This window comes from Blastococcus sp. SYSU D00868, assembly GCF_054050575.1.
The window spans coordinates 1-20,402 of the sequence record NZ_JBJGZO010000039.1 but is presented as its reverse complement, the minus strand read 5'-3'; the positions used below and the strand labels follow the sequence as shown (position 1 = coordinate 20,402).

At 76.5% G+C, this 20,402-nt stretch carries 15 protein-coding genes; 10 read left to right on the top strand and 5 right to left on the bottom strand.

Annotated elements, in window-relative coordinates:
* The first annotated feature begins 55 nt into the window (after positions 1 to 55).
* Both ACI79F_RS22195 and uidA read left to right on the top strand, forming a co-directional pair.
* Complete coding sequence (locus tag ACI79F_RS22195; RefSeq protein WP_456546865.1) at positions 56 to 1,291, top strand: glycoside hydrolase family 1 protein; 1,236 nt, start codon at positions 56 to 58, stop codon at positions 1,289 to 1,291.
* Positions 1,292 to 1,323: 32 nt separating this feature from the next.
* The gene (uidA, locus tag ACI79F_RS22190; protein ID WP_456546864.1) at positions 1,324 to 3,117 is read left to right on the top strand and encodes a beta-glucuronidase; all 1,794 of its coding nucleotides are present in this window, start codon (positions 1,324 to 1,326) and stop codon (positions 3,115 to 3,117) included.
* A gap of 48 nt (positions 3,118 to 3,165) precedes the next feature.
* Here uidA and ACI79F_RS22185 read toward each other — a convergent pair whose 3' ends face one another.
* Genes ACI79F_RS22185 through uxaC form a run of 3 tightly spaced genes read right to left on the bottom strand, consistent with a single transcriptional unit; the run spans position 3,166 to position 7,477 of the window.
* The gene (locus tag ACI79F_RS22185; RefSeq protein ID WP_456546863.1) at positions 3,166 to 4,692 is read right to left on the bottom strand and encodes a gluconokinase; all 1,527 of its coding nucleotides are present in this window, start codon (positions 4,690 to 4,692) and stop codon (positions 3,166 to 3,168) included.
* On the bottom strand, positions 4,689 to 6,062 hold the full coding sequence (locus ACI79F_RS22180) for a mannitol dehydrogenase family protein (protein WP_456546862.1): 1,374 nt from the start codon (positions 6,060 to 6,062) through the stop codon (positions 4,689 to 4,691). Before ACI79F_RS22180 ends, ACI79F_RS22185 begins: the two co-directional genes overlap by 4 nt.
* Positions 6,059 to 7,477 (bottom strand): glucuronate isomerase, encoded by a 1,419-nt coding sequence (uxaC, locus tag ACI79F_RS22175; RefSeq protein ID WP_456546861.1) that lies wholly within the window; start codon positions 7,475 to 7,477, stop codon positions 6,059 to 6,061. Before uxaC ends, ACI79F_RS22180 begins: the two co-directional genes overlap by 4 nt.
* A 132-nt stretch (positions 7,478 to 7,609) precedes the next feature.
* On the opposite strand from uxaC, the gene ACI79F_RS22170 reads away from it, so the two are divergent.
* The 6 genes from ACI79F_RS22170 to ACI79F_RS22145 are packed head-to-tail and all read left to right on the top strand — an operon-like array spanning position 7,610 to position 15,227.
* Positions 7,610 to 8,908, top strand: coding sequence for a lactate racemase domain-containing protein (locus ACI79F_RS22170; RefSeq protein WP_456546860.1), 1,299 nt, complete (start codon positions 7,610 to 7,612; stop codon positions 8,906 to 8,908).
* On the top strand, positions 8,905 to 9,738 hold the full coding sequence (locus tag ACI79F_RS22165; RefSeq protein ID WP_456546859.1) for an ATPase: 834 nt from the start codon (positions 8,905 to 8,907) through the stop codon (positions 9,736 to 9,738). Before ACI79F_RS22170 ends, ACI79F_RS22165 begins: the two co-directional genes overlap by 4 nt.
* On the top strand, positions 9,735 to 10,469 hold the full coding sequence (larB, locus tag ACI79F_RS22160; protein ID WP_456546858.1) for a nickel pincer cofactor biosynthesis protein LarB: 735 nt from the start codon (positions 9,735 to 9,737) through the stop codon (positions 10,467 to 10,469). Before ACI79F_RS22165 ends, larB begins: the two co-directional genes overlap by 4 nt.
* Positions 10,466 to 11,674 carry a nickel pincer cofactor biosynthesis protein LarC gene (gene larC, locus ACI79F_RS22155; RefSeq protein WP_456546857.1) on the top strand — a complete coding sequence of 403 codons (1,209 nt, stop codon included), beginning with the start codon at positions 10,466 to 10,468 and terminating at the stop codon, positions 11,672 to 11,674. Before larB ends, larC begins: the two co-directional genes overlap by 4 nt.
* Complete coding sequence (locus ACI79F_RS22150; protein ID WP_456546856.1) at positions 11,671 to 13,047, top strand: cytochrome P450; 1,377 nt, start codon at positions 11,671 to 11,673, stop codon at positions 13,045 to 13,047. The genes larC and ACI79F_RS22150 overlap by 4 nt, the downstream gene beginning before the upstream one ends.
* A gap of 5 nt (positions 13,048 to 13,052) precedes the next feature.
* Complete coding sequence (locus ACI79F_RS22145) at positions 13,053 to 15,227, top strand: glycoside hydrolase family 3 C-terminal domain-containing protein (RefSeq protein WP_456546855.1); 2,175 nt, start codon at positions 13,053 to 13,055, stop codon at positions 15,225 to 15,227.
* Between the two features lie 5 nt (positions 15,228 to 15,232).
* Here ACI79F_RS22145 and ACI79F_RS22140 read toward each other — a convergent pair whose 3' ends face one another.
* A complete protein-coding gene (locus ACI79F_RS22140) occupies positions 15,233 to 16,285 on the bottom strand; it encodes a LacI family DNA-binding transcriptional regulator (RefSeq protein ID WP_456578948.1) in 1,053 nt (350 codons plus the stop codon).
* A gap of 95 nt (positions 16,286 to 16,380) precedes the next feature.
* A complete protein-coding gene (locus tag ACI79F_RS22135) occupies positions 16,381 to 17,589 on the bottom strand; it encodes an ROK family protein (RefSeq protein ID WP_456546853.1) in 1,209 nt (402 codons plus the stop codon).
* Between the two features lie 72 nt (positions 17,590 to 17,661).
* Between ACI79F_RS22135 and xylA the strand changes: the two genes are divergently transcribed.
* Complete coding sequence (gene xylA, locus ACI79F_RS22130; protein ID WP_456546852.1) at positions 17,662 to 18,852, top strand: xylose isomerase; 1,191 nt, start codon at positions 17,662 to 17,664, stop codon at positions 18,850 to 18,852.
* 22 nt (positions 18,853 to 18,874) lie between these two features.
* Positions 18,875 to 20,284: a xylulokinase gene (locus ACI79F_RS22125; protein WP_456546851.1), complete on the top strand. Its 1,410-nt coding sequence runs from the start codon at positions 18,875 to 18,877 to the stop codon at positions 20,282 to 20,284.
* The last annotated feature ends 118 nt before the right edge of the window (positions 20,285 to 20,402 follow it).

Below are 20,402 nucleotides of genomic sequence, written 5' to 3'. Positions count from 1 at the left end.
GCGCGCACCGCGGTCCGGTCCCCACTCCCCACTCCTGCACCTGAGGACTTCCGACATGACGCGACTCCGGCCCGGGTTCCTCTGGGGCGCCTCCACCGCGCCGCACCAGATCGAGGGCAACAACGTCAACAGCGACTGGTGGGCCCGCGAGGGCCTCATGCCGGGCATGGAGCGCAGCGGCGACGCCGTCGACAGCTACCACCGCTACCGCGAGGACATGACGCTGCTGGCGGAGGCCGGGCTGAACGCCTACCGGTTCGGCATCGAGTGGGCGCGCATCGAGCCGGTGCCTGGCCGCTTCTCGAGGGCGGAGCTGGCGCACTACCGCCGGATGATCGACACCGCGCTCGAGCTGGGCCTCACCCCGGTCGTCACGCTCAACCACTTCACCCTGCCCCGGTGGTTCGCCGAGGAGGGCGGCTGGCTGTCCGACGGCGCGGTCGACCGCTTCGTCGCCTACACCCGCGAGGCCACGACGATCCTCGGCGACGTCCCGTGGGTCGCCACGCTCAACGAGCCGAACATGCTCGCGATGATGACGACGATGATGCGGGCCTTCGCGCAGGGCCAGCGGCAGGGTGAGGGCTGGCAGAGCCCGACGGTGGACGGCGAGGGCGAGGAGGGCGGCCGGCGGTCCGGGATCTCGCGCATCCTGCCCCTCCCGGACCCCGAGATCGGCCGGACGCTGATCGACGCGCACGCCGCGGCCCGCGAGATCGTGCGCGAGCGCACCGACGCCGGGGTGGGCTGGACCGTCGCCAACGGGGCCAACTACGCCCTGCCGGGCGGCGAGGCGAAGCTCGAGGAGGTCCGCTACGTCCGGGAGGACCTCTACCTCGAGGCCAGCCGCGGCGACGACTTCGTCGGTGTCCAGTCCTACTCGACGCAAGCCGTCGACGAGAACGGGCTGGTCCCGCACCCGCCGCACCCGGACAACACGCTCGTGGGCACCGCCTACCGTCCCGACGCCCTCGGCATCGCCATCCGGCACACCTGGGAGATCACCGGCGGCGTGCCGGTCATCGTCACCGAGAACGGCATCGCCACCGGCGACGACGACCGGCGGATCGCGTACACCGACGCGGCGCTGCGCGGCCTGGTCGCCGCCGTCGACGACGGCATCGACGTCCGCGGCTACCTGCACTGGACCGCGCTGGACAACTACGAGTGGGGCCACTGGGAGCCCACGTTCGGGCTCGTCGCGGTCGATCGGGAGACGTTCGAGCGCAAGCCCAAGCCCAGCCTCGGCTGGCTGGGCGAGGTCGCCCGCCGCAACGGCCTCCCCGACTGACCCCCTGACCCCGCAGCAGCAGGAGATCCCCCGTGCTCAAGCCCCGCCCCACCCCGACCCGCGAGCTGGTCAACCTGGACGGACTATGGCGCTTCGGCGTCGCCGGCCGCGTCCAGGAGGAGCCGTGGACCGGCCGCCTGGACACCGCGCTCGAGGCCCCGGTCCCCGCCAGCTACAACGACCTGTTCACCGACCCCGCGATCCGGGACCACGTGGGCTGGGCCTGGTACCAGCGCACCGTGCGGGTGCCGCGCGGCTGGGCCGGCGAGCGGGTGCTGCTGCGGTTCGACGCCGCCACCCACGCCGGCCGCGTCTACGTCGACGACCGGCTGGTCGCCGAGCACTCCGGCGGCTACACCCCGTTCGAGGCCGACGTCACCGACGCCGTCCGCGCGGGCGAGGAGTTCCGGCTCACCGTCGGCGTCAGCAACGAGCTCACCAACATCACGATCCCGCCGGGCACGATCACCGTCGACCACGCCGGCCGGCGCAAGCAGACCTACCTGCACGACTTCTACAACTACGCCGGCCTCGCCCGCTCGGTCTGGCTGTACAGCCGCCCGGCCACGCACGTCGAGGACGTCACCATCAGAACCGGGCTCGACGGGGCGGCCGGCACGGTGGACTACGCCGTCCGCACCAGCGCCCCGGTCGACGTCCGGGTGCGGGTGCTGGACGCCGGCGGGACCGAGGTCGCCTCCGGCACGGGCACCGAGGGCGTCCTGCGCATCGACGGCGTCACCCTCTGGCGGCCGGGTGCGGCGTACCTCTACGACCTCGTCGTCGAGCTGGTCGACGGCGACGCGGTCGTCGACAGCTACACCGAGCCGTTCGGCGTCCGCACCGTCGAGGTGCGCGGCACGCAGTTCCTGATCAACGGCGAGCCGTTCTACTTCACCGGCTTCGGCAAGCACGAGGACACCCCGGTGCGCGGAAAGGGGCACGACGACGCCTACCTGGTGCACGACTTCCAGCTGATGGAGTGGACCGGGGCCAACTCCTTTCGCACCTCGCACTACCCGTACGCGGAAGAGGTGCTGGAGTTCGCCGACCGGCACGGGATCGTCGTCATCGACGAGACCGCCGCGGTCGGGCTGAACCTCGCCGTGCAGGGCGGGCTGACCGGGATCCCGCCGCAGCCGAGCTTCTCGCCGGAGACGTTCGGCGACGAGACGCAGGCGGCCCACGCCCAGCACCTGCGCGAGCTCGTGGCCCGGGACAAGAACCACCCGAGCGTCGTGATGTGGAGCATCGCCAACGAGCCCTCGTCGAACGAGGACGGCGCCCGCGAGTACTTCGAGCCGCTGGTGCAGCTCACCCGGGAGCTGGACCCGACCCGGCCGGTCACCTACTCGGTGGTCATGTTCGCCAACCCGGGCAACGACCAGATCGCCGACCTGTTCGACGTGCTGAGCATCAACCGCTACTACGGCTGGTACGTCTTCTCCGGCGACCTGGCCACGGCCGAGCACTACCTCGACATGGAGATGCGGGCCTGGGTCGACAAGTTCGGCAAGCCCGTGATGATGAGCGAGTACGGCGCGGACACCATGCCGGGCGCGCACTCGGTCTGGGACGCCCCGTGGACCGAGGAGTACCAGGCGGGCCTCCTCGACACCTACCACCGGGTCTTCGACCGCATCGACGGCTTCGTCGGCGAGCACGTGTGGAACTTCGCCGACTTCATGACCTCCAACGGCATCCACCGGGTGGAGGGCAACAAGAAGGGCGTGTTCACCCGCGACCGCCGCCCCAAGGCCGCCGCGCACGCGCTGCGCCGCCGGTGGACGGGGCTGCAGGGACGCAAGCCCGGCACGCAGGCCTGACCCCCCGCCGGGCCGCCGCGGGAACGGCGGTCCGGCCGGGAGGCGGGGTCAGCGGGCGCCGGCCGGCAGCGCCGCGGCGGCCCGGGCGACGCCCTCCACGAGGGCGGGCAGCCGCGCGCGCAGGTGGGCGGCCCCGGCGACCTCGGCGTCGCCCGGCTCCACCGGCGGGGGCTCCTCGCCCGGGGGGACGAGGACGCCGGGGGCCTCCTCGAGCCGGGCGGTGTGGCCGAGGGCGAACAGGGCCAGGGCGGCCGCGCCCAGGGCGCCGCCCTCGGCGTCGGCGCCCACGTGCAGCGGCCGGCCCAGCGCCGCGGCCACCGACGTGCGCCACAGCGGCGCCCGGAAGGCACCGCCGGTCGCCCGCACCGTGGTCACCGGCGCGACGGTGTGCAGCACGTCGACGACCGCGGCCAGCTGCGCGGCCACCCCCTCCACCGCGGCCCGCACCAGGTGCGCGCGCGTGTGCTCCCGCCGCAGCCCGAGGTAGGCGCCGGGGACCCAGGGGTCCCACAGCGGCGCCCGCTCGGCGACCAGGTAGGGGAGCATGACCAGCCCGTCGCTGCCCGGGGGCACGGTCGCGGCGAGCTCCAGCAGGGCCTCGTCGGCGCCGTCCGGCCCGGCGAGCTCCGGGGCGAGGGCCGTCGCCGCCCAGCGGACGACGTGCGCCCCGTTGCTGATCGCCCCGCCGACGACCCAGTGGTCCTCGGTGAGGGCGTAGCAGAACAGCCGGCCGGCCGGGTCGGTGGCGGGCCGGTCGACGACGGTCCGCACCGCGCCGCTGGTGCCCAGGTTCAGCCCCGCGGTGCCGCGCGCCATGGCGCCGGTGCCGAGGTTGCCCAGCGGTCCGTCGGCCGCGCCGGCCACCACCGGCGTCCCGGCGCGCAGCCCGGTGCGCTCGGCCAGCGCGGGGGTGGAGCTGAGGATGGCGGTCGGCGGGAGGACCTCCGGCAGCTGCCCGCGGTTCACCGCCGCCAGCTCCAGGGCGCCGTCGTACCAGTCGCGGGCGACCAGGTCGAGCATCCCGGTGCCCGACGCCGAGGACAGCTCCGTGACCAGGCAGTCGGTGAGCCCCAGCAGGACGTACTCCTTGAGGCCCACCCACCAGCGGGCGGCCGCGCAGGTCGGCGGGTCGGACCCGGCGAACCACATGAGCTTGGTCAGCGGCGACATGGGGTGCACGGGCGTGCCGGTCACCCGGTGCAGCTCGGTGGCCAGGCCCGACCCGCGCAGCCACCGCGCCTGCTCGGCCGCCCGGGAGTCCGCCCACGTCAGCAGCGGGGTCACCGGCCGCGAGTGCTGGTCGAGGGCGAGCAGCCCGTGCATCGCGGTGCCCACCGACACGGCGGTGACCGGCGCCCCCGCGGTGGCGGCGACGCACTCGCGCAGCGCGTCCAGCGTGGCGGTCAGGACGGCGTCGGGGTCCTGCACCTGCCAGCCGGGGCGCGGCTGGGCGAGGGGGTACTCGCGCTGCGCGCTGTGTCGCCAGGCGCTGCCGGGGGAGAAGGCCACCGCCTTGGCGGCGGTGGTGCCCACGTCGAGCCCGATGACGACGTCCCCGGGCGGGGGCCCGCTCACCGGCGTCCCAGCAGTCCGGCGGCCTCTCCACGGACGGCGCTCACCAGGTCGGTGTCCTCCGCGAGGGCGGGGTCCAGGGCGCCGAGCACACGCGGCGCCGCGTCGGCCGGCGCGCCGGCGGCCAGGTCGGTCAGCTCGCCGGCGCGCACGTCCTGGACCGGCAGCCCGGCGCCGGCCAGGTGCGCCACCCAGGCGGCGAGGACGAGGACGGCCGGGCCGGGCAGCCGGCCGGCCGCCCGCTCCCGGCGCAGCACGGGCAGCAGCCGCACGGGCAGCTTCTGCGAGCCGTCGGTGGCGATCTGGGCCAGCGCGTGCCGTATCCGCGGGTTGGCGAACCGCTCCAGCAGCGCGGCGCAGTAGGCCGCCGCCTCCTCCCGCGGCACGGTCAGGTGCGGGGTGCACAGCGCCCACCACTGCTCGAGCAGCGCCCGGCAGCGCTCGTCCGCCACGGCCTCGGCCACGGTCGCGCGGCCGCGCAGCCCGCCGGTGTAGGCCAGCAGCGAGTGCCCGCCGTTGAGCAGCCACAGCTTGCGCTGCTCGAAGGGGGTGACGTCGCCGGTGAGGACGGCGCCCGCGGTCTCCCAGGCCGGCCGGCCGCCCGGGAAGTCGCCGGCGATCACCCACTCGCTGAAGGGCTCGGTGACCACCGGCGCGCGGTCGTCGACGCCCGTCGCCGCGGCGACCAGGTCGCGGTCGGCGGCGGTGGGCTCGGGGGTGATCCGGTCGACCGTCGTGGTCGCCGTGGCCACCTGGTCGGCGATCCAGGCGGGCAGCGTCGGGTCGACGGCCTCGGCGGCGCCGCGGACGACGTCGGCGAGAGCCGCGCCGTTGTCGGGGAGGTTGTCGCAGGGCACCAGGGTGAGCGGCCCGGCGTCGGCCGCGCGGCGGGCCAGCAGGCCGGCCACGAGACGCGCCGGCACCGAGCGCACCGGCGCCTCGGGGTCGGCGCGCAGGGCCGCCAGGTCGGCGGCGACCTGCGGGTGGCCGGCGTCCAGCCCGCCGGCGGGCAGCCGGGAGTAGCCGGCCTCGGTGACGGTCGTGGTGAGCACCCGGACCGCCGGGTCGGCGAGCGCGGCGAGCCAGGCGGCGGTGTCGTCGGCGGCGTGCGCCCGGACGACCGACCGCACGACGTCGAACCGGTCGCCGTCCGCCCCGCGGGTGACCAGCGTGTACAGCCCGTCCTGCGCGGTCAGCGCCTCGGCCAGGTCCGGCCGCCGGCCGGTGAACGCGGCGATGCCCCAGGGGTCCTCGCCCGCCGCCCGGTCGGTGTACCAGGCCTGGTGGGCGCGGGAGAAGGCGCCCAGCCCGAGGTGCACCGCGCGCACGGGCGGCGCCGCGCCGCGGCCGCGGCGCAGCGGTGCGCCCGTCACAGCTTGAAGACCTCGCGCGGCCGGCGGTCGACGAGGTCGACGGCGATCTCCAGCGCCTCGTCCTCGGGGAGGACGTGCTCGGTCACCAGGCGGGCCAGGTAGCCGCTGTCCAGGCGCCGGGACATGTCGTGCCGGGCGGGGATCGAGCAGAAGGCGCGGGTGTCGTCGATGAAGCCCGACGTCCGCCGGAAGCCGGCCGACTCGGTGACCGCGCCGCGGAACCGGCGGACGGCGTCGGGCGCGTCGAGGAACCACCACGGGGCGCCGACGTACACCGACGGGTAGAAGCCCGCCAGGGGGCCCAGCTCCCGCGAGAACACCGTCTCGTCGAGGGTGAACAGCACCAGGTGCAGCGACGGGTGGGTGCCGAACCGCTCGAGCAGCGGGCGCAGCGCGTCGGTGTACTCCACCCGCAGCGGGATGTCGTGCCCGGTGTCGGGCCCGAACGCCTCGTAGGTGGGGCGGTGGTGGTTGCGCCGCACCGCGGGGTGCAGCGTCATGACCAGCCCGTCGTCGCAGGACATCCGGGCCATCTCCAGCAGCATGTGCCGGCGCAGCGCGGTGCACTCGGCGGTCGAGGCCGTGCCGGCCAGGGCCGCCCGGTACACCCGGTCCGCCTCGGCCGGGGCCAGCGGCTCGGTGCCGACGTCCTCGTGGCTGTGGTCGGCCGAGGTGGCCCCGTGCGCGCGGAAGTGCGCGCGGCGCCGCTCCATGGCCGCCACCCAGCCGGCGTAGCTGCCGGTGTCCACGCCGCTGACCTCGCCGAGCCGGGTCACTGCCGCGGCCCAGCCGGGGGCCGCCGACTCGAGGTGGCGGTCGGGCCGGAAGGTCGGGATCACCCGGCCCGCGAAGCCCGGGTCGGCGGCCAGCTCGGCGTGCGCGGACAGGTCGTCGCACGGGTCGTCGGTGGTCGCCAGCACCTCGATGCCGAAGCGCTCGAACAGCGCCCGCGGCCGGTAGGCGTCCTTGGTGAGCCGCTCGGCGACCTGGTCGTAGATCGCGTCCGCCGTCGCCGCCGACGGGCGGACGGCGACGTCGAAGACCTCGGCGAGCTCCGCCTCCAGCCAGTAGCGCGTCGGGGTGCCGGCCAGCACCGTCCAGTGCTCGCACAGCAGCCGCCAGACCTGGCGCGCCTCCGCCTCGGGCAGCGGCCCGCGGCCGACCCCGAGCGCGGCCAGCGGGACGCCGCCGGCGTGCAGCAGGCGGGTGACGTAGTGGTCCGGCGTGACGAACAGGCTCGCCGGGTCGGCGAACGGGACGTCGTCGGCGAGCGTCCTCGGGTCCACGTGCCCGTGCGGCGACAGGATCGGCAGCCCGCGGACCGCCTCGTACAGCCGGCGGGCGACCGCCCGCGCGCCGGGCTCGGCGGGCAGCAGCCGGTCGGGGTGCCGGTCGAGGGCGGCGGGCGCGGACATGGCGACCATGCTGTGGATCGCGCTCGGCCACCCGGAACGGGTTGCCACGTGTTGCCGCCCCCTTCCCCCGCCTCTCCGGGAGTTGGGCGCCGGTGGTTGCCCGCGTTCCGTCCGGCGGCGCATGGTGCCGCCATGACGCAGGTGTCCTCCCCCCCGTCCCGCACGGCGGCGCAAGTGGTCACCGTCGGCGGCGCGGACGAGCTCCTCGACGACCGGCAGGTGACCGACTTCCTCGCCGAGTGCCTGGCCGCCCAGGACCTGGAGGGGCGCAGCGTCTGCGTCGTCGTCCCGGACGCCACCCGCAGCTGCCCGCTGCCGCTCCTGCTGTCCGCCGTGCACGGTGCCCTGGCCGGCCGGGTGAGCCGGCTGACCGTGCTGATCGCGCTCGGCACGCACGCGCCGATGACCGAGGCCCAGCTCGCCCGGCACCTCGGCTACCCGGCCGGCGACCTCGCCGCCCGCTATCCCGGCCTCACCGTGCTCAACCACGAGTGGGCCGACCCCGGCACGTTCGTCTCGCTCGGGACGATCCCCGCCGAGCGGGTGGCCGAGCTGTCGGAGGGGCGGCTGCGGCAGGGCGTCGACGTGCGGCTCAACCGTGCCGTCGTCGAGCACGACGTCGCGCTCGTCGTCGGGCCGGTGTTCCCGCACGAGGTGGTCGGCTTCTCCGGCGGCAACAAGTACTTCTTCCCGGGCGTCGCCGGCCAGGAGATCATCGACCTCTCCCACTGGCTCGGCGCGCTGATCAGCAGCGCCGAGATCATCGGCACCCGCGGCACGACGCCGGTGCGGGCGCTCATCGACGAGGCCGCCGCCCTCGTGCCGGCCCAGCGGCTGGCCGCCTGCGTCGTCGCGCAGTCGGGCAGCGGGGCGCTGCACTCGGTGGCGTTCGGCGACCCGCAGGCCGCCTGGGCCGCCGCCGCGGACGTCTCCGCGCGGACGCACGTGCGCTACCTCGACGCCCCCGTCCGCCGCGTGGTCTCCGTGGTGCCGGAGAAGTACGACGACATGTGGACCGCGGCGAAGGGCTTCTACAAGGTCGAGCCGGTCGTGGCCGACGGCGGCGAGGTCGTCGTCCACGCCCCGCACATCACCCGGATCTCGGAGATGCACCCGGAGATCGAGCGGATCGGCTACCACTGCCGCGACTACTTCGTGCAGCAGTGGGACCGCTTCTCCCACCTGCACTGGGGCGTGCTCGCCCACTCCACCCACCTGCGCGGCGCGGGCACCTACGACGCCGCCACCGGCGTCGAGCGGCCGCGCGTGCGGGTCACGCTCGCCACCGGCATCCCGGAGGACGTCGTCCGCGCGGCGAACCTGGACTACCTCGACCCGGCGCGGGTGGACCTCGCCGCCGCCGCGGCCGACCCGGACACCCTGCTGGTGCCGGAGGCCGGCGAGGTGCTGTACCGGCTGGCCCCCCGGTGACCGCCGAGCCGCTGCGGCGGCTGGAGGACGACCTGGTCGACGTGCTGGCGCGGGTGCCACGGCGCGCGGTCGCCTGCAGCGGCGGGGTCGACAGCCTGCTGCTGGCCACCGTGGCGCACCGCGCCGACCCGGCCGGCACCCTCGTCGTGCACAGCGTCACCCCGGCCGTGCCGGCGGCGGCCACCGCGCGGGTGCTGGAGGCGGCCGCCGCCCAGGGCTGGGCGCTGCGGACGGTCCGCTCGAGCGAGTTCGACGACCCGCGCTACCTCGCCAACCCCCGGAACCGCTGCTACGTGTGCAAGTCGCACCTGTACGACGCGATGTCGGACCTGGTCGCCGCGGTCGGGGGCACGCACGTGCTGCTGTCCGGCGCCAACACCGACGACCTGGGGGAGTACCGGCCGGGGCTGGTCGCCGCGGCCGAGCACGGCGTCCGCCACCCCTACGTCGAGGCCGGCATCGGCAAGGCCGGCATCCGCGCGCTCGCCGCCTCCCTCGGCCTCGGCTGGGCCGACCTGCCCGCCTCGCCGTGCCTGGCCAGCCGGCTGTACACCGGCACGGCGGTGACGCCCGTCCGGCTGCGGGCGGTCGAGGTGGGGGAGGAGCTGGTCACCCGGCTCACCGGGATCCGCGTCGTCCGCTGCCGGCTGCTGGGCGACGCGGTGCGGATCGAGGTGGCCGACGCCGATCGCGACCGGATGGACGGCGCGGTCGTCGCCGCCGTGCTCCGCGCGATGCGCGCGGTCGACCCGTCGATCGCCGGGGCCGCGCTCGACGACGAGGCCTACCGGCCCGGCCGGGCCCTCGAGCTCACCCCGGTCGCCCGGTGAGCGACCCCGGGTCCCTCGGCCCCGGCCACACCGGCCCCGGCTCCGTCGACCCCGGCTACGTCGACCTCGGCTTCGCCCGCGTCGACACCGACCGGCTCGGCCGCACCGGCGACCCCGAGGTCGTGTACGCCGCCGGGAAGGCGACCGACGAGGTGGTGGCGGTGGTCGCCACGCTGCGGGAGACCACCCCCGGGCGGCCGGCGCTGGTGACCCGCGCGACCCCGGAGACCGTCGCCGCCCTCCGTGCCCGCTGGCCGGACGCGACCGCCGACCGGACGACGGTCGCCGTCGGGGAGCTCCCCCCGCCGCGCGGCACCGTCGCCGTCGTCACCGCCGGCACCTCCGACGAGCCGGTCGCCGCCGAGGCCGCGCTCACGCTGCGGGCCTCCGGCGCCGGGGTGGTGCGGGTGACCGACGTCGGCGTCGCCGGGCTGCACCGGGTGCTCGACGCGCGGCCGGTGCTCGCCGCCGCCGACGCGCTCGTGGTCGTCGCCGGCATGGAGGGCGCGCTGCCCAGCGTCGTCGGCGGGCTGGTCGGCACGCCGGTGATCGCGGTGCCGACCAGCGTCGGGTACGGCGCCAGCTTCTCCGGGCTGTCGGCGCTGCTCGGGATGCTCAACTCCTGCGCGCCCGGGGTCGTCGTCTGCAACATCGACAACGGCTTCGGCGCCGGCGTGGCCGCCGCCCGCATCGCCCGCGGCCTGGCCGACGCGAGGGAGGGCCGGCCGTGAGCCGGATCGGCTGGCTGGACCTCTCCAACGGTGTCTCCGGCGACATGCTGCTGGGCGCGCTCGTCGACGCCGGCGTGCCGCTGGACGACCTGCGGGCCGCGCTCGCCCCGCTCGACGTGCCGGTGGCGCTGCGGGCGGAGGAGGTCCGCCGCGGCGGGCTGCGCGCCGTCCGGGTGCACGTCGACGCGCCCGAGGCCGGCCAGCCGCACCGCACCTGGGCCGACGTCCGCGGGCTCCTGGACCGGCTGCCGGAGCCGCTGCGGCCGTCGGCGGCCGCGGTGTTCGGGGCGCTGGCGCGCGCCGAGGCGGAGGTGCACGGGCTGCGGCCGGAGGAGGTCCACTTCCACGAGGTCGGGGCGCTCGACGCGATCGCCGACGTCGTCGGCGTGTGCGCCGGCGTCGCCGCGCTGGGCCTGGACCGGCTCGTCGTCTCGCCGATCGCGCTGGGCGGCGGCTCGGCGGCGACCGCGCACGGCCGGATCCCGGTTCCCGGACCGGCGGTGCTCGCGCTGCTGGCTTCGGCTGCCGCGCCCGGAGCCGGCGGGCCGGACGACGAGGAGCTCGCCACGCCGACCGGGGTGGCGCTGGCGACCACCCTGGCGAGCGGCTACGGGCCGATGCCGCCGATGCGGCCCGAGCGGACCGGCGTCGGCGCCGGCGGCCGGGACCCCGCGCACCGGCCCAACGCCGCCCGGCTGGTGGTCGGCGCGCCGCTGACCACCGCGGGCGCCGAGGAGCTGCTGCTGCTCGAGGCCACCGTCGACGACCTCGACCCCCGGGTGTGGCCGACGGTGATCGGCGACCTCCTCGCGGCCGGCGCCCTCGACGCCTGGCTGACCCCGGTGGTCATGAAGAAGGGACGCCCCGGGCACGTGGTGACCGCGCTCGCCGCGCCCGCGGCCGCCGACCGGGTGCGCGCCGTCCTCTTCGCCGGTACCACCACCCTCGGCGTCCGCGAGACGCCGGCCAGCCGGCACGCGCTCGCCCGCGCCTTCCGCAGCGTCGACGTCGACGGCCAGCCCGTCGCCGTCAAGCTCGGCCTCGCGCCCGACGGCCGGGTGCTCAACGCGATGCCCGAGTGGGAGGACGTCGCCCGCGCGGCCGCCGCGCTCGGCCGCCCCGTCAAGCAGGTGCTCGCCCGGGCCACCGGCCTGGCCGAGCGGTTCACGTCCGTGTCCGGAGTCCACTCCCAGGAGGTCCCATGAGCATCGACCAGGCCGTCCCCGCGCGGTTCGAGGACGACGAGGCCCGCCGGCGGCCCCGCATCTCCCTCGACCGGCACGGGCCCGCGTACAGCGCGGACTTCGTCCGGCTCAGCGACGAGCTGCACGCGTCGGCGCCGATCGCGTGGAACGACACCCACGGCGGCTACTGGTTCGTCAACGGCAGCCGGGAGCTGTTCGACGTGGCCCGGCGCGCGGACGTGCTGTCCAACGACAACGACATCCGCGGCGAGCGGCGCGGCTACTGGGGCGTGCAGATCCCGCCCTCGCCGCGCGAGGGGCACCAGACCATCGCCGGGTTCCTGGAGATGGACCCGCCGGCGCAGCGGTACTACCGGAACGCGCTCAACCCCTACCTGTCGCCGGCGGCGGTGGCCCGCTGGCAACCGGTGCAGGACGAGATCACCCGCGCCTGCCTGGACGAGGTCGTCGAGTCCGGGCGGATCGAATTCGTCGACGACCTGGCCAACGTCGTCCCGGCGGTGCTGACGATGGCGATGCTGGGGCTGCCGCTGACCGACTGGGAGCTGTACTCCGAGCCGATCCACGCGCAGGTCTACACCCGGCCCGACGACCCGGACATGGCCCGGGTGCACGAGCTGACGATGACCATGGCGATCTCCCTGTTCGGCCGGGTCGGGGAGATCCGCGCGAACCCGCGGCCGGGCCTGATCCACGCGCTGATCACCGCCGACATCGGCGGGCACAGCCCCGACGACCTCGAGGTCGTGTCGGCGGTGCTGCTGCTGATCGGCGGCGGCTTCGACACCACGACCGCGCTGACCGCCAAGTCGCTGGAGTGGCTGTCCCGGCAGCCCGACCAGCGCGACCGGCTGATCGCCGAGTGGGACACGCTGCGCGACAGCGCCACCGAGGAGTTCCTCCGCCACGTCAGCCCGCTGCAGGGCGACGGGCGCACCGTCGCCGCCGACGCCGAGATCGACGGCGTCGCCTTCCGGGAGGGGGAGCGGCTGTGGCTGTCGTTCGCGATGGCCAACCGGGACGCCGCGGTCTTCCCCGACCCGCACGAGGTCAAGCTCGACCGCACCGGCAACCGGCACGCCAGCTTCGGTCTCGGCGTGCACCGGTGCATCGGCTCCAATCTCGCGCGCGCCACCTTCAAGACCATGCTGAAGGCGGTCCTGGACCGGGTGCCGGACTACGCGTGCGACCCCGTGGGCGCCGTCCACTACGACACCACCGGCACGATCAACGGCATGCGGCACCTGCCCGCCACCTTCACCCCCGGCCGCCGGCTCGGGCCCGGCCTGGCGGAGACGCTGACCGACCTGCAGCGCCTCGTCGACGACCAGCGCCTCGCCGAGCCGGTTCCCGTGCGGCAGGCGCGCGCCTGATGGCGATGAGCGACCGCGACGCCGCCGCGCTCTCCAGCGGCGCGTCGTTCTGGACGACGGAGGCCGTCGGAGCCGCGGCCTCGTTCTGGCTGACCGACGGGCCGCACGGTGTCCGGCGGCAGGCCGGGTCGCCCGACCACCTGGGCCTGGGGGCCAGCGTGCCGGCGACCTGCTTCCCGCCGGCCGTCGGCCTGGCGCAGTCGTGGGACCCGGAGCTGGCCGAAGAGGTCGGCGCGGCGCTGGGCCGGGAGTGCCAGGCGCAGGGCGTGGGCGTGCTGCTCGGGCCCGGGGTGAACCTCAAGCGGGACCCGCGCGGCGGCCGGAACTTCGAGTACTTCTCCGAGGACCCGGTGCTGACCGGGGCGCTGGCCGCCGCGTGGGTGGGCGGCGTCCAGGGTGAGGGCGTGGGCACCTCGCTCAAGCACTTCGCCGGCAACGAGGCGGAGCACGACCGGATGCGCGCGAGCTCGGACGTCGACGAGCGGCCGCTGCGGGAGGTGTACCTGCGGCCCTTCCAGCGGGTGGTCGAGGAGGCGCGGCCGTGGACGGTGATGGCCGCCTACAACAAGGTCAACGGCGTGTACGCGACCGAGGACCGGTGGCTGCTCACCGACGTGCTGCGTGGGGAGTGGGGCTTCGACGGGGTCGTGGTCAGCGACTGGGGCGCGGTGGCCGACCGGGTCTCGGCGGTGGCCGCGGGGCTGGACCTGACGATGCCCGGCCCCGACGGCGACGGTGACGCAGCGCTGGTGATGGCCGTCGACGAGGGGCGGCTGGACGCCGCGGCGCTGCAGCGGGCCGGGCGGGCCGTCGCCGGTCTCGCGGGCCGCGTGGCCGCGAACCGCCGTCCGCACGCCGTGTTCGACGCCGACGCCCACCACGAGCTGGCCCGGCGCGCGGCGGCCCGCTGCGTGGTGCTGCTGAAGAACGACGGCGCGGTGCTGCCGCTGGCCCCCGGTGCCCGGGTGGCCGTCATCGGCGAGTTCGCCGAGCTGCCGCGGTATCAGGGCGGCGGCAGCTCGCACGTCAACCCGACCCGGCTGGACGTCCCGCTGGAGGAGCTCCGCGCCCGGCTGGACGACGTCGCCTTCGCCCGGGGCTTCACCACCGTCGGCTCCGGGGACGCCGACGCGCTGCGCGCCGAGGCGGTGGACGCCGCCCGCGCCGCGTCCGTCGCCGTCCTGTTCGTCGGGCTGGCCGCGGCGCAGGAGTCCGAGGGGTTCGACCGCGACGACGTCGAGCTCCCGGCCGACCAGATCAAGTTGGTCCGCGAGGTCGCCGCGGTGCAGCCGCGCACGGTGATCGTGCTCTCGCACGGCGGGGTCGTGCGGCTGGCGCCGGTCGTGGACCTGGTCCCGGCGATCGTCGACGGCGCCCTGCTCGGCCAGGGCGGGGGAGCGGCCCTGGCCGACGTCCTCACCGGCGTGGTGAACCCGTCGGGCAAGCTCGCCGAGACGGTGCCGCAGCGGCTGCAGGACGTGCCCGCCTACCTGGACTTCCCGGGCAGCTTCTCCCGGCACCGCTACTCCGAGGGCCTGTTCGTCGGGCACCGCTGGTACGACGCCCGCGGCATCGACGTGACCTTCCCGTTCGGCCACGGGCTGTCGTACACGACCTTCGACGTCTCCGGCCTCGAGCTCGCGGCGGGGGACGAGGGGATCACCGCCACGGTCACCGTGACCAACACCGGGGAGCGGGCCGGGCGGGAGGTCGTGCAGTTCTACGTCGGCGTCCCCGGCTCGGCGGTGCAGCGGCCGCCCCGGCAGCTGGCCGGCTTCGCCGGGGTCGAGCTCGCGCCGGGGGAGAGCCGCGCGGTGTCGGTCCTGCTGCGCCGCGCGGACCTGGCGTACTGGCACCCGCAGGCGCAGCGCTGGGTGCTCGAGCCGGGCGAGTACGCGGTCGCGGCCGGCGTCTCCAGCCGCGACCTACGCGCCACCGCGCTCGTCGCGGTGACGGGCGAGACGGTCCGGCTGCCGGTCACCGATGACACCACGCTCGGCGAGCTGATGGCCGACCCGGAGGCCGCTGCCGCGATCGCGCCGCTGATCGCCGCCTTCGGCGGCCGGGACGGCGATCCCGGCGAGACGCTCGGCACGGACATGGGCCGCATGATGGCGTCGCTGCCCGTCGGCCGGCTCCGGTCGTTCGGGATCGGCACCCCGGCCGCCGACGGCTCCTGACCGGGTCAGGACCCGTCCGCGGCCGCCGCCGGCACGTTGCGGCGGCGGCCGCGTCGCCCGGTGGAGCCGCGGACGACGAGCTTCACCGGCAGCACCGCCGACAGGCTGGTGCCCCGCTGACCGCTGGCCACCAGGGTGAGGAGGTGGCGGGTCGCCGTCGCCCCCTCGGTGTACAGCGGGGCGGCGACGGTGGTCAGGCCGGGGGTGATCAGGTCGGCGACGGGGATGTTGTCGAAGCCGACGACGCTGACGTCCCGCGGCACCCGCAGGCCGCGGGCCGTCAGCCCGCGGATGAGACCGATCGCCAGCTGGTCGTTGTAGGCGATCACCGCGGACGGGTAGCGGTCGCCGAACTCACCGGCCGCGCGGACGCCCCCGGCGAGGTCGGGGGCGAACGGGCCGGCCCGCCGGGCGCGCATCGAGAGGGCGGCGGTCGCCTCCAGCAGCGCCCGCCACCGGGCGCCGTCGGCCCACGACGCCTCCGGCCCGGAGAGGTAGGTGACCGAGCGGTGCCCCAGCCCGGCGAGGTGTTCGACGGCCAGCCGGATCCCCCGGGCGTTGTCGGGCACGACCGACGGGACGTCGACGATGGTCCGGTTGAGGACGATCACGGGCTTCTGCTTGCTCAGCATGCGGATGGCCGAGTCCGACAGCCGGGTGCCGGCGAGCAGCACCCCGTCGACCGACTGCAGGGCGCGCTCGAGGGTGGCCCGCTCCAGCCGCTCGGACTCCTGGGCGTCGATGAGCAGCAGCGTGTAGCCGGCGGCGGTGGCAGCCGCCTGCGCGCCGTGGATGACCTCGGAGTAGAAGGGGTTGGCGACGTCGGACACGACCAGCGCGAGCAGCCGCGTCCGGGACGACGCGACGGCGCGGGCCAGCGGCGCGGTGCGGTAGCCGAGCTCGTCGGCGACCCGGCGGATCTTCGCCGCCGTCTCCGAGTTGACCCGGCCGGGGCGGGAGAAGGCGCGGGAGACGGTCGACGGCGCGACCTCGGCGGCGCGGGCGACGTCGTAGATGGTGACCGCCGGCCGGTCCCGGTCGCCGGTCGTGCCGGTCACGGGCGCGCGCGGCGCGCGGAGCGACCCCTGGCCATGGCGACGATGCTAGGCCGCCCGCGACGCGGGTCGGCCGTGCCTCGCCCGGAGGAGGGGACTCAGGGCAGCCAGCGCACGGGGTCGGCGAGCACGCCGGCCAGGGTGCGCAGGGCGGCGCCCGTGGCGGCGGGGGCGGCGTCACCGCCCGCGGCCTCGACCCGGGGCCGGCGCCAGCGCGCGGAGAGCACCCGGCCGGCGAGCTCGTCCTCCAGCCCGAGCCGGAACGCGTCGCCCAGGCGGCCCAGGAACCCGCCGAGCACGACGGTCGGGACGTCGACGACGTTCAGCACCCCGGCCAGCGCGACCGCCAGCGCCCGGCGGCCGCGGTCGAGCGCGGCGACCGCCGCCGCGTCGCCGTCCGCCGCGCGGGCCGCCAGCAGCCCCGCGGCCGCGCCGGGCGGGAGCCCGGCGCCGGACAGCAGCGCGGACCGGCCGGCGTACCGCTCCAGGCAGCCGGTGGAGCCGCACCGGCAGGCCGGGCCGGCGGGATCGACGCAGACGTGGCCGACCTCGCCGGCCCAGCCGGCGCTGCCGCCCATCACCCGCCCGTCGAGCACGACGGCGCCGCCGATGCCGATCTGGCCCGAGACGTAGAGCAGGTCCCGGTGGGCGCCGGCCCGGCCCGGGGCCGCCTCGGCGACGGTCCGGGCGGCGAGGTCGGCCTCGTTGCCGAGCACCGGGGACAGGCCGGGCGGCAGGGAGGCGGTGAGCACGTCGGCCGGGCGGACGTCGTGCCAGCCCAGGTTGGGGGCGCGCAGCAGCACGCCGCGGTCGACGTCGACGATGCCCGGCAGCGCGAGGCCGGCGCCCACCAGCAGCACGCCCTCGGGCACGGCGCCCAGGACGCCGACGGCGAGCCGGCCGACCTGGGCCAGGGTCGTCCCCGGGTCGCTGCCGACCCAGTCGCCGTCCTCCGTGCGCTCGGCGACCACCCGGCCGCCCAGGTCCACCACGCGCGCGGCCAGCAGCCCGGCGTCCACCTGCAGGCCGAGCGCGGCGAACCGGCGCCCCGGCAGCAGCGGCGTGGCCGGCCGGCCCCGGCGGGGGACCGGGCTGCGCTCGGCCTCGGCGAGCAGCCCGCCGGCCACGAGCTCGTCGACCAGCCGGGCGGCCGTCGCGCGGGTCATCCCGGTGATGCCCGCCAGGTCGGCCCGCGAGGGCGGTTCCTCGGCGGCGCAGACCGTGCGCAGGACGAGCCCGAGGTTGCTCGCGCGCAGGGTCGACTGCCGCGCGCCCAGCGGCGCCGGCGTCGTCCCCGGATCATCCATGACGTCAGGCTAGTGCCCGGCGCCTGTTTGTTCTATGGTCGGACAAATCCGTACCACCCGAGGGGACACCACATGAGCGCGCTGCAGCCCACCCGCGAGGACAAGTTCACGTTCGGTCTCTGGACGGTCGGGTGGCAGGCCCGCGACCCGTTCGGCGACGCCACCCGCGAGCCGGTCGACCCGGTGGAGACGGTGCACCGGCTGGCCGAGCTGGGCGCCGCCGGCGTCACCTTCCACGACGACGACCTGATCCCGTTCGGCAGCGACGACGCCGGCCGGGACGAGGCGATCAAGCGGTTCCGGGCGGCGCTGGAGGAGACCGGCCTGGTGGTGCCGATGGTGACCACCAACCTGTTCACCCACCCGGTGTTCAAGGAGGGCGCGCTCACCGCCAACGACCGCGACGTCCGCCGGTACGCGATGCGCAAGATCATGCGGAACATGGACCTCGCCGCCGAGCTGGGCGCGGAGACCTACGTGCTGTGGGGCGGCCGCGAGGGCGCCGAGGTCGACGTCGCCAAGGACCTGGGCGCGGCGCTGGACCGCTACCGGGAGGGCATCGACACCCTCGCCCAGTACTCCATCGACCGCGGCTACGGCCTGCGCCTGGCGCTGGAGCCCAAGCCCAACGAGCCGCGCGGCGACATCTTCCTGCCGACGATCGGCCACGCGCTGGGCTTCATCTCCACCCTCCAGCACGCCGACCTGGTCGGGCTGAACCCCGAGGTCGGACACGAGCAGATGGCCAACCTCAACTACACGCACGGCATCGCCCAGGCGCTGTGGCAGGGCAAGCTCTTCCACCTCGACCTGAACGGCCAGCACGGACCGAAGTTCGACCAGGACCTGGTGTTCGGCCACGGCGACCTGCTCAGCGCGTTCGCCACCGTCGACCTGCTGGAGAACGGCTTCCCCGGTGGCGGCCCGCGCTACGAGGGCCCGCGGCACTTCGACTACAAGCCGCTGCGCACCGAGGACATGGACGGCGTCTGGCGGTCGGCCGCGGCCAACATGCGCACCTACCTGCTGCTCAAGGAGCGCGCGCAGGCGTTCCGCGCCGACCCCGAGGTCGCCGAGGCGCTGGCCGCCGCGCGGGTGGCGGAGCTGGCCCAGCCCACCCTCGGCGACGGCGAGACGTACGAGCAGCTGCTCGCCGACCGCTCGGCGTTCGAGGAGTTCGACGTGGACGCCGCCGCCGCCCGTGGCGCCGGCGCGGTCCGGCTCTCCCAGCTGGCCGTCGAGCACGCCCTCGGCGCCCGCTGACACCCCGGGCTGGAACCCGCTGATGACCCTCGTCGCCGGAATCGACACGTCGACCCAGGCCTGTAAGGTCGTCGTCCGGGACGCCGGGAGCGGCCGGCTGGTCCGCGAGGGCCGGGCGCCGCACCCGGACGGCACCGAGGTCGACCCCGCGGCCTGGGCGGCGGCGCTGGACGTCGCCGTCGCCCAGGCCGGCGGGCTGGACGACGTCGCCGCGGTCTCGGTCGGCGGGCAGCAGCACGGCATGGTCTGCCTCGGCGAGGACGGCGAGGTGGTCCGCCCGGCGCTGCTGTGGAACGACACCCGCTCGGCCGGCGCCGCCGCCGACCTCATCGCCGAGCTCGGCGGCGGGGAGACCGGGCGCCGGGCGTGGGCCGAGGCGGTCGGGCTGGTGCCGGTGGCGTCGTTCACCGTCACCAAGCTGCGCTGGCTGGCCGAGCACGAGCCGGACCACGCCGACCGGACGGCGGCGGTGTGCCTGCCGCACGACTGGCTGACCTGGCGGCTGGCGGGGTCCCCGGGGCTGGGGGCGCTGGCCACCGACCGCGGCGACGCGTCCGGCACCGGCTACTGGTCGGCGGCGACCGGCGAGTACCGGCCCGACCTGCTGGTGCGCGCCTTCTGGCGCACGCCGGTGCTCCCGCGGGTGCTCGGCCCGGCCGAGCCGGCCGGCACCACCCCGGCCGGGGCGGTCCTCGGGCCGGGCACCGGGGACAACGCGGCCGCGGCGCTCGCGCTGGCCGCCGAGCCGGGCGACGTCGTCGTCTCGATCGGCACGTCCGGCGTGGTGTCGATGGTGTCGTCGGTCCCCGTGGCCGACCCGAGCGGCACGGTCGCGGGCTTCGCCGACGCCACCGGGAACTACCTGCCGCTGATCGCGACGCTGAACGCCGCCCGCGTGCTGGACGCGACCGCCCGGCTGCTCGGGGTGGACCACGAGGAGCTCTCCCGGCTGGCGCTGTCCGCGCCGGCCGGGGCGGGCGGGCTGGTCCTGGTGCCCTATCTGGAGGGGGAGCGGACGCCGGACCGGCCGCTGTCGACCGGCGCGCTGCACGGCCTGACGCTGACCACGGCCGAGCCGGCGCACCTGGCCCGGGCCGCGGTCGAGGGGCTGCTGTGCGGGCTGGCCGACGGGCTCGACGCCGTCGCCGCCGGGGGGACGCCGGTGCGCCGGGTGCTCCTGGTCGGCGGCGGCGCCCGGTCGGCCGCGGTCCGGGCGCTGGCCCCCGCCGTCCTGGGAGTGCCGGTCCTGGTGCCGCCGCCGGGGGAGTACGTCGCCGACGGCGCGGCCCGCCAGGCGGCCTGGGTCCTGGCCGGCGGGGAGGCGCCGCCGGAGTGGCCGCGCCCGGGCACGCAGGTGCACGAGGCCGACCCGGTCCCGTCCGTCCGCGCCCGCTACGCCGAGGCCCGCGACCTCACCCTGCACCGCGCCTGAGCGGAGGGGGGGGGGGGGGGGGGGGGGGGGGGGGGGGGGGGGGGGGGGGGGGGGGGGGGGGGGGGGGGGGGGGGGGGGGGGGCGGGCGGGGGGCGGGGGGGGGGGGTCGGTCAGGGGG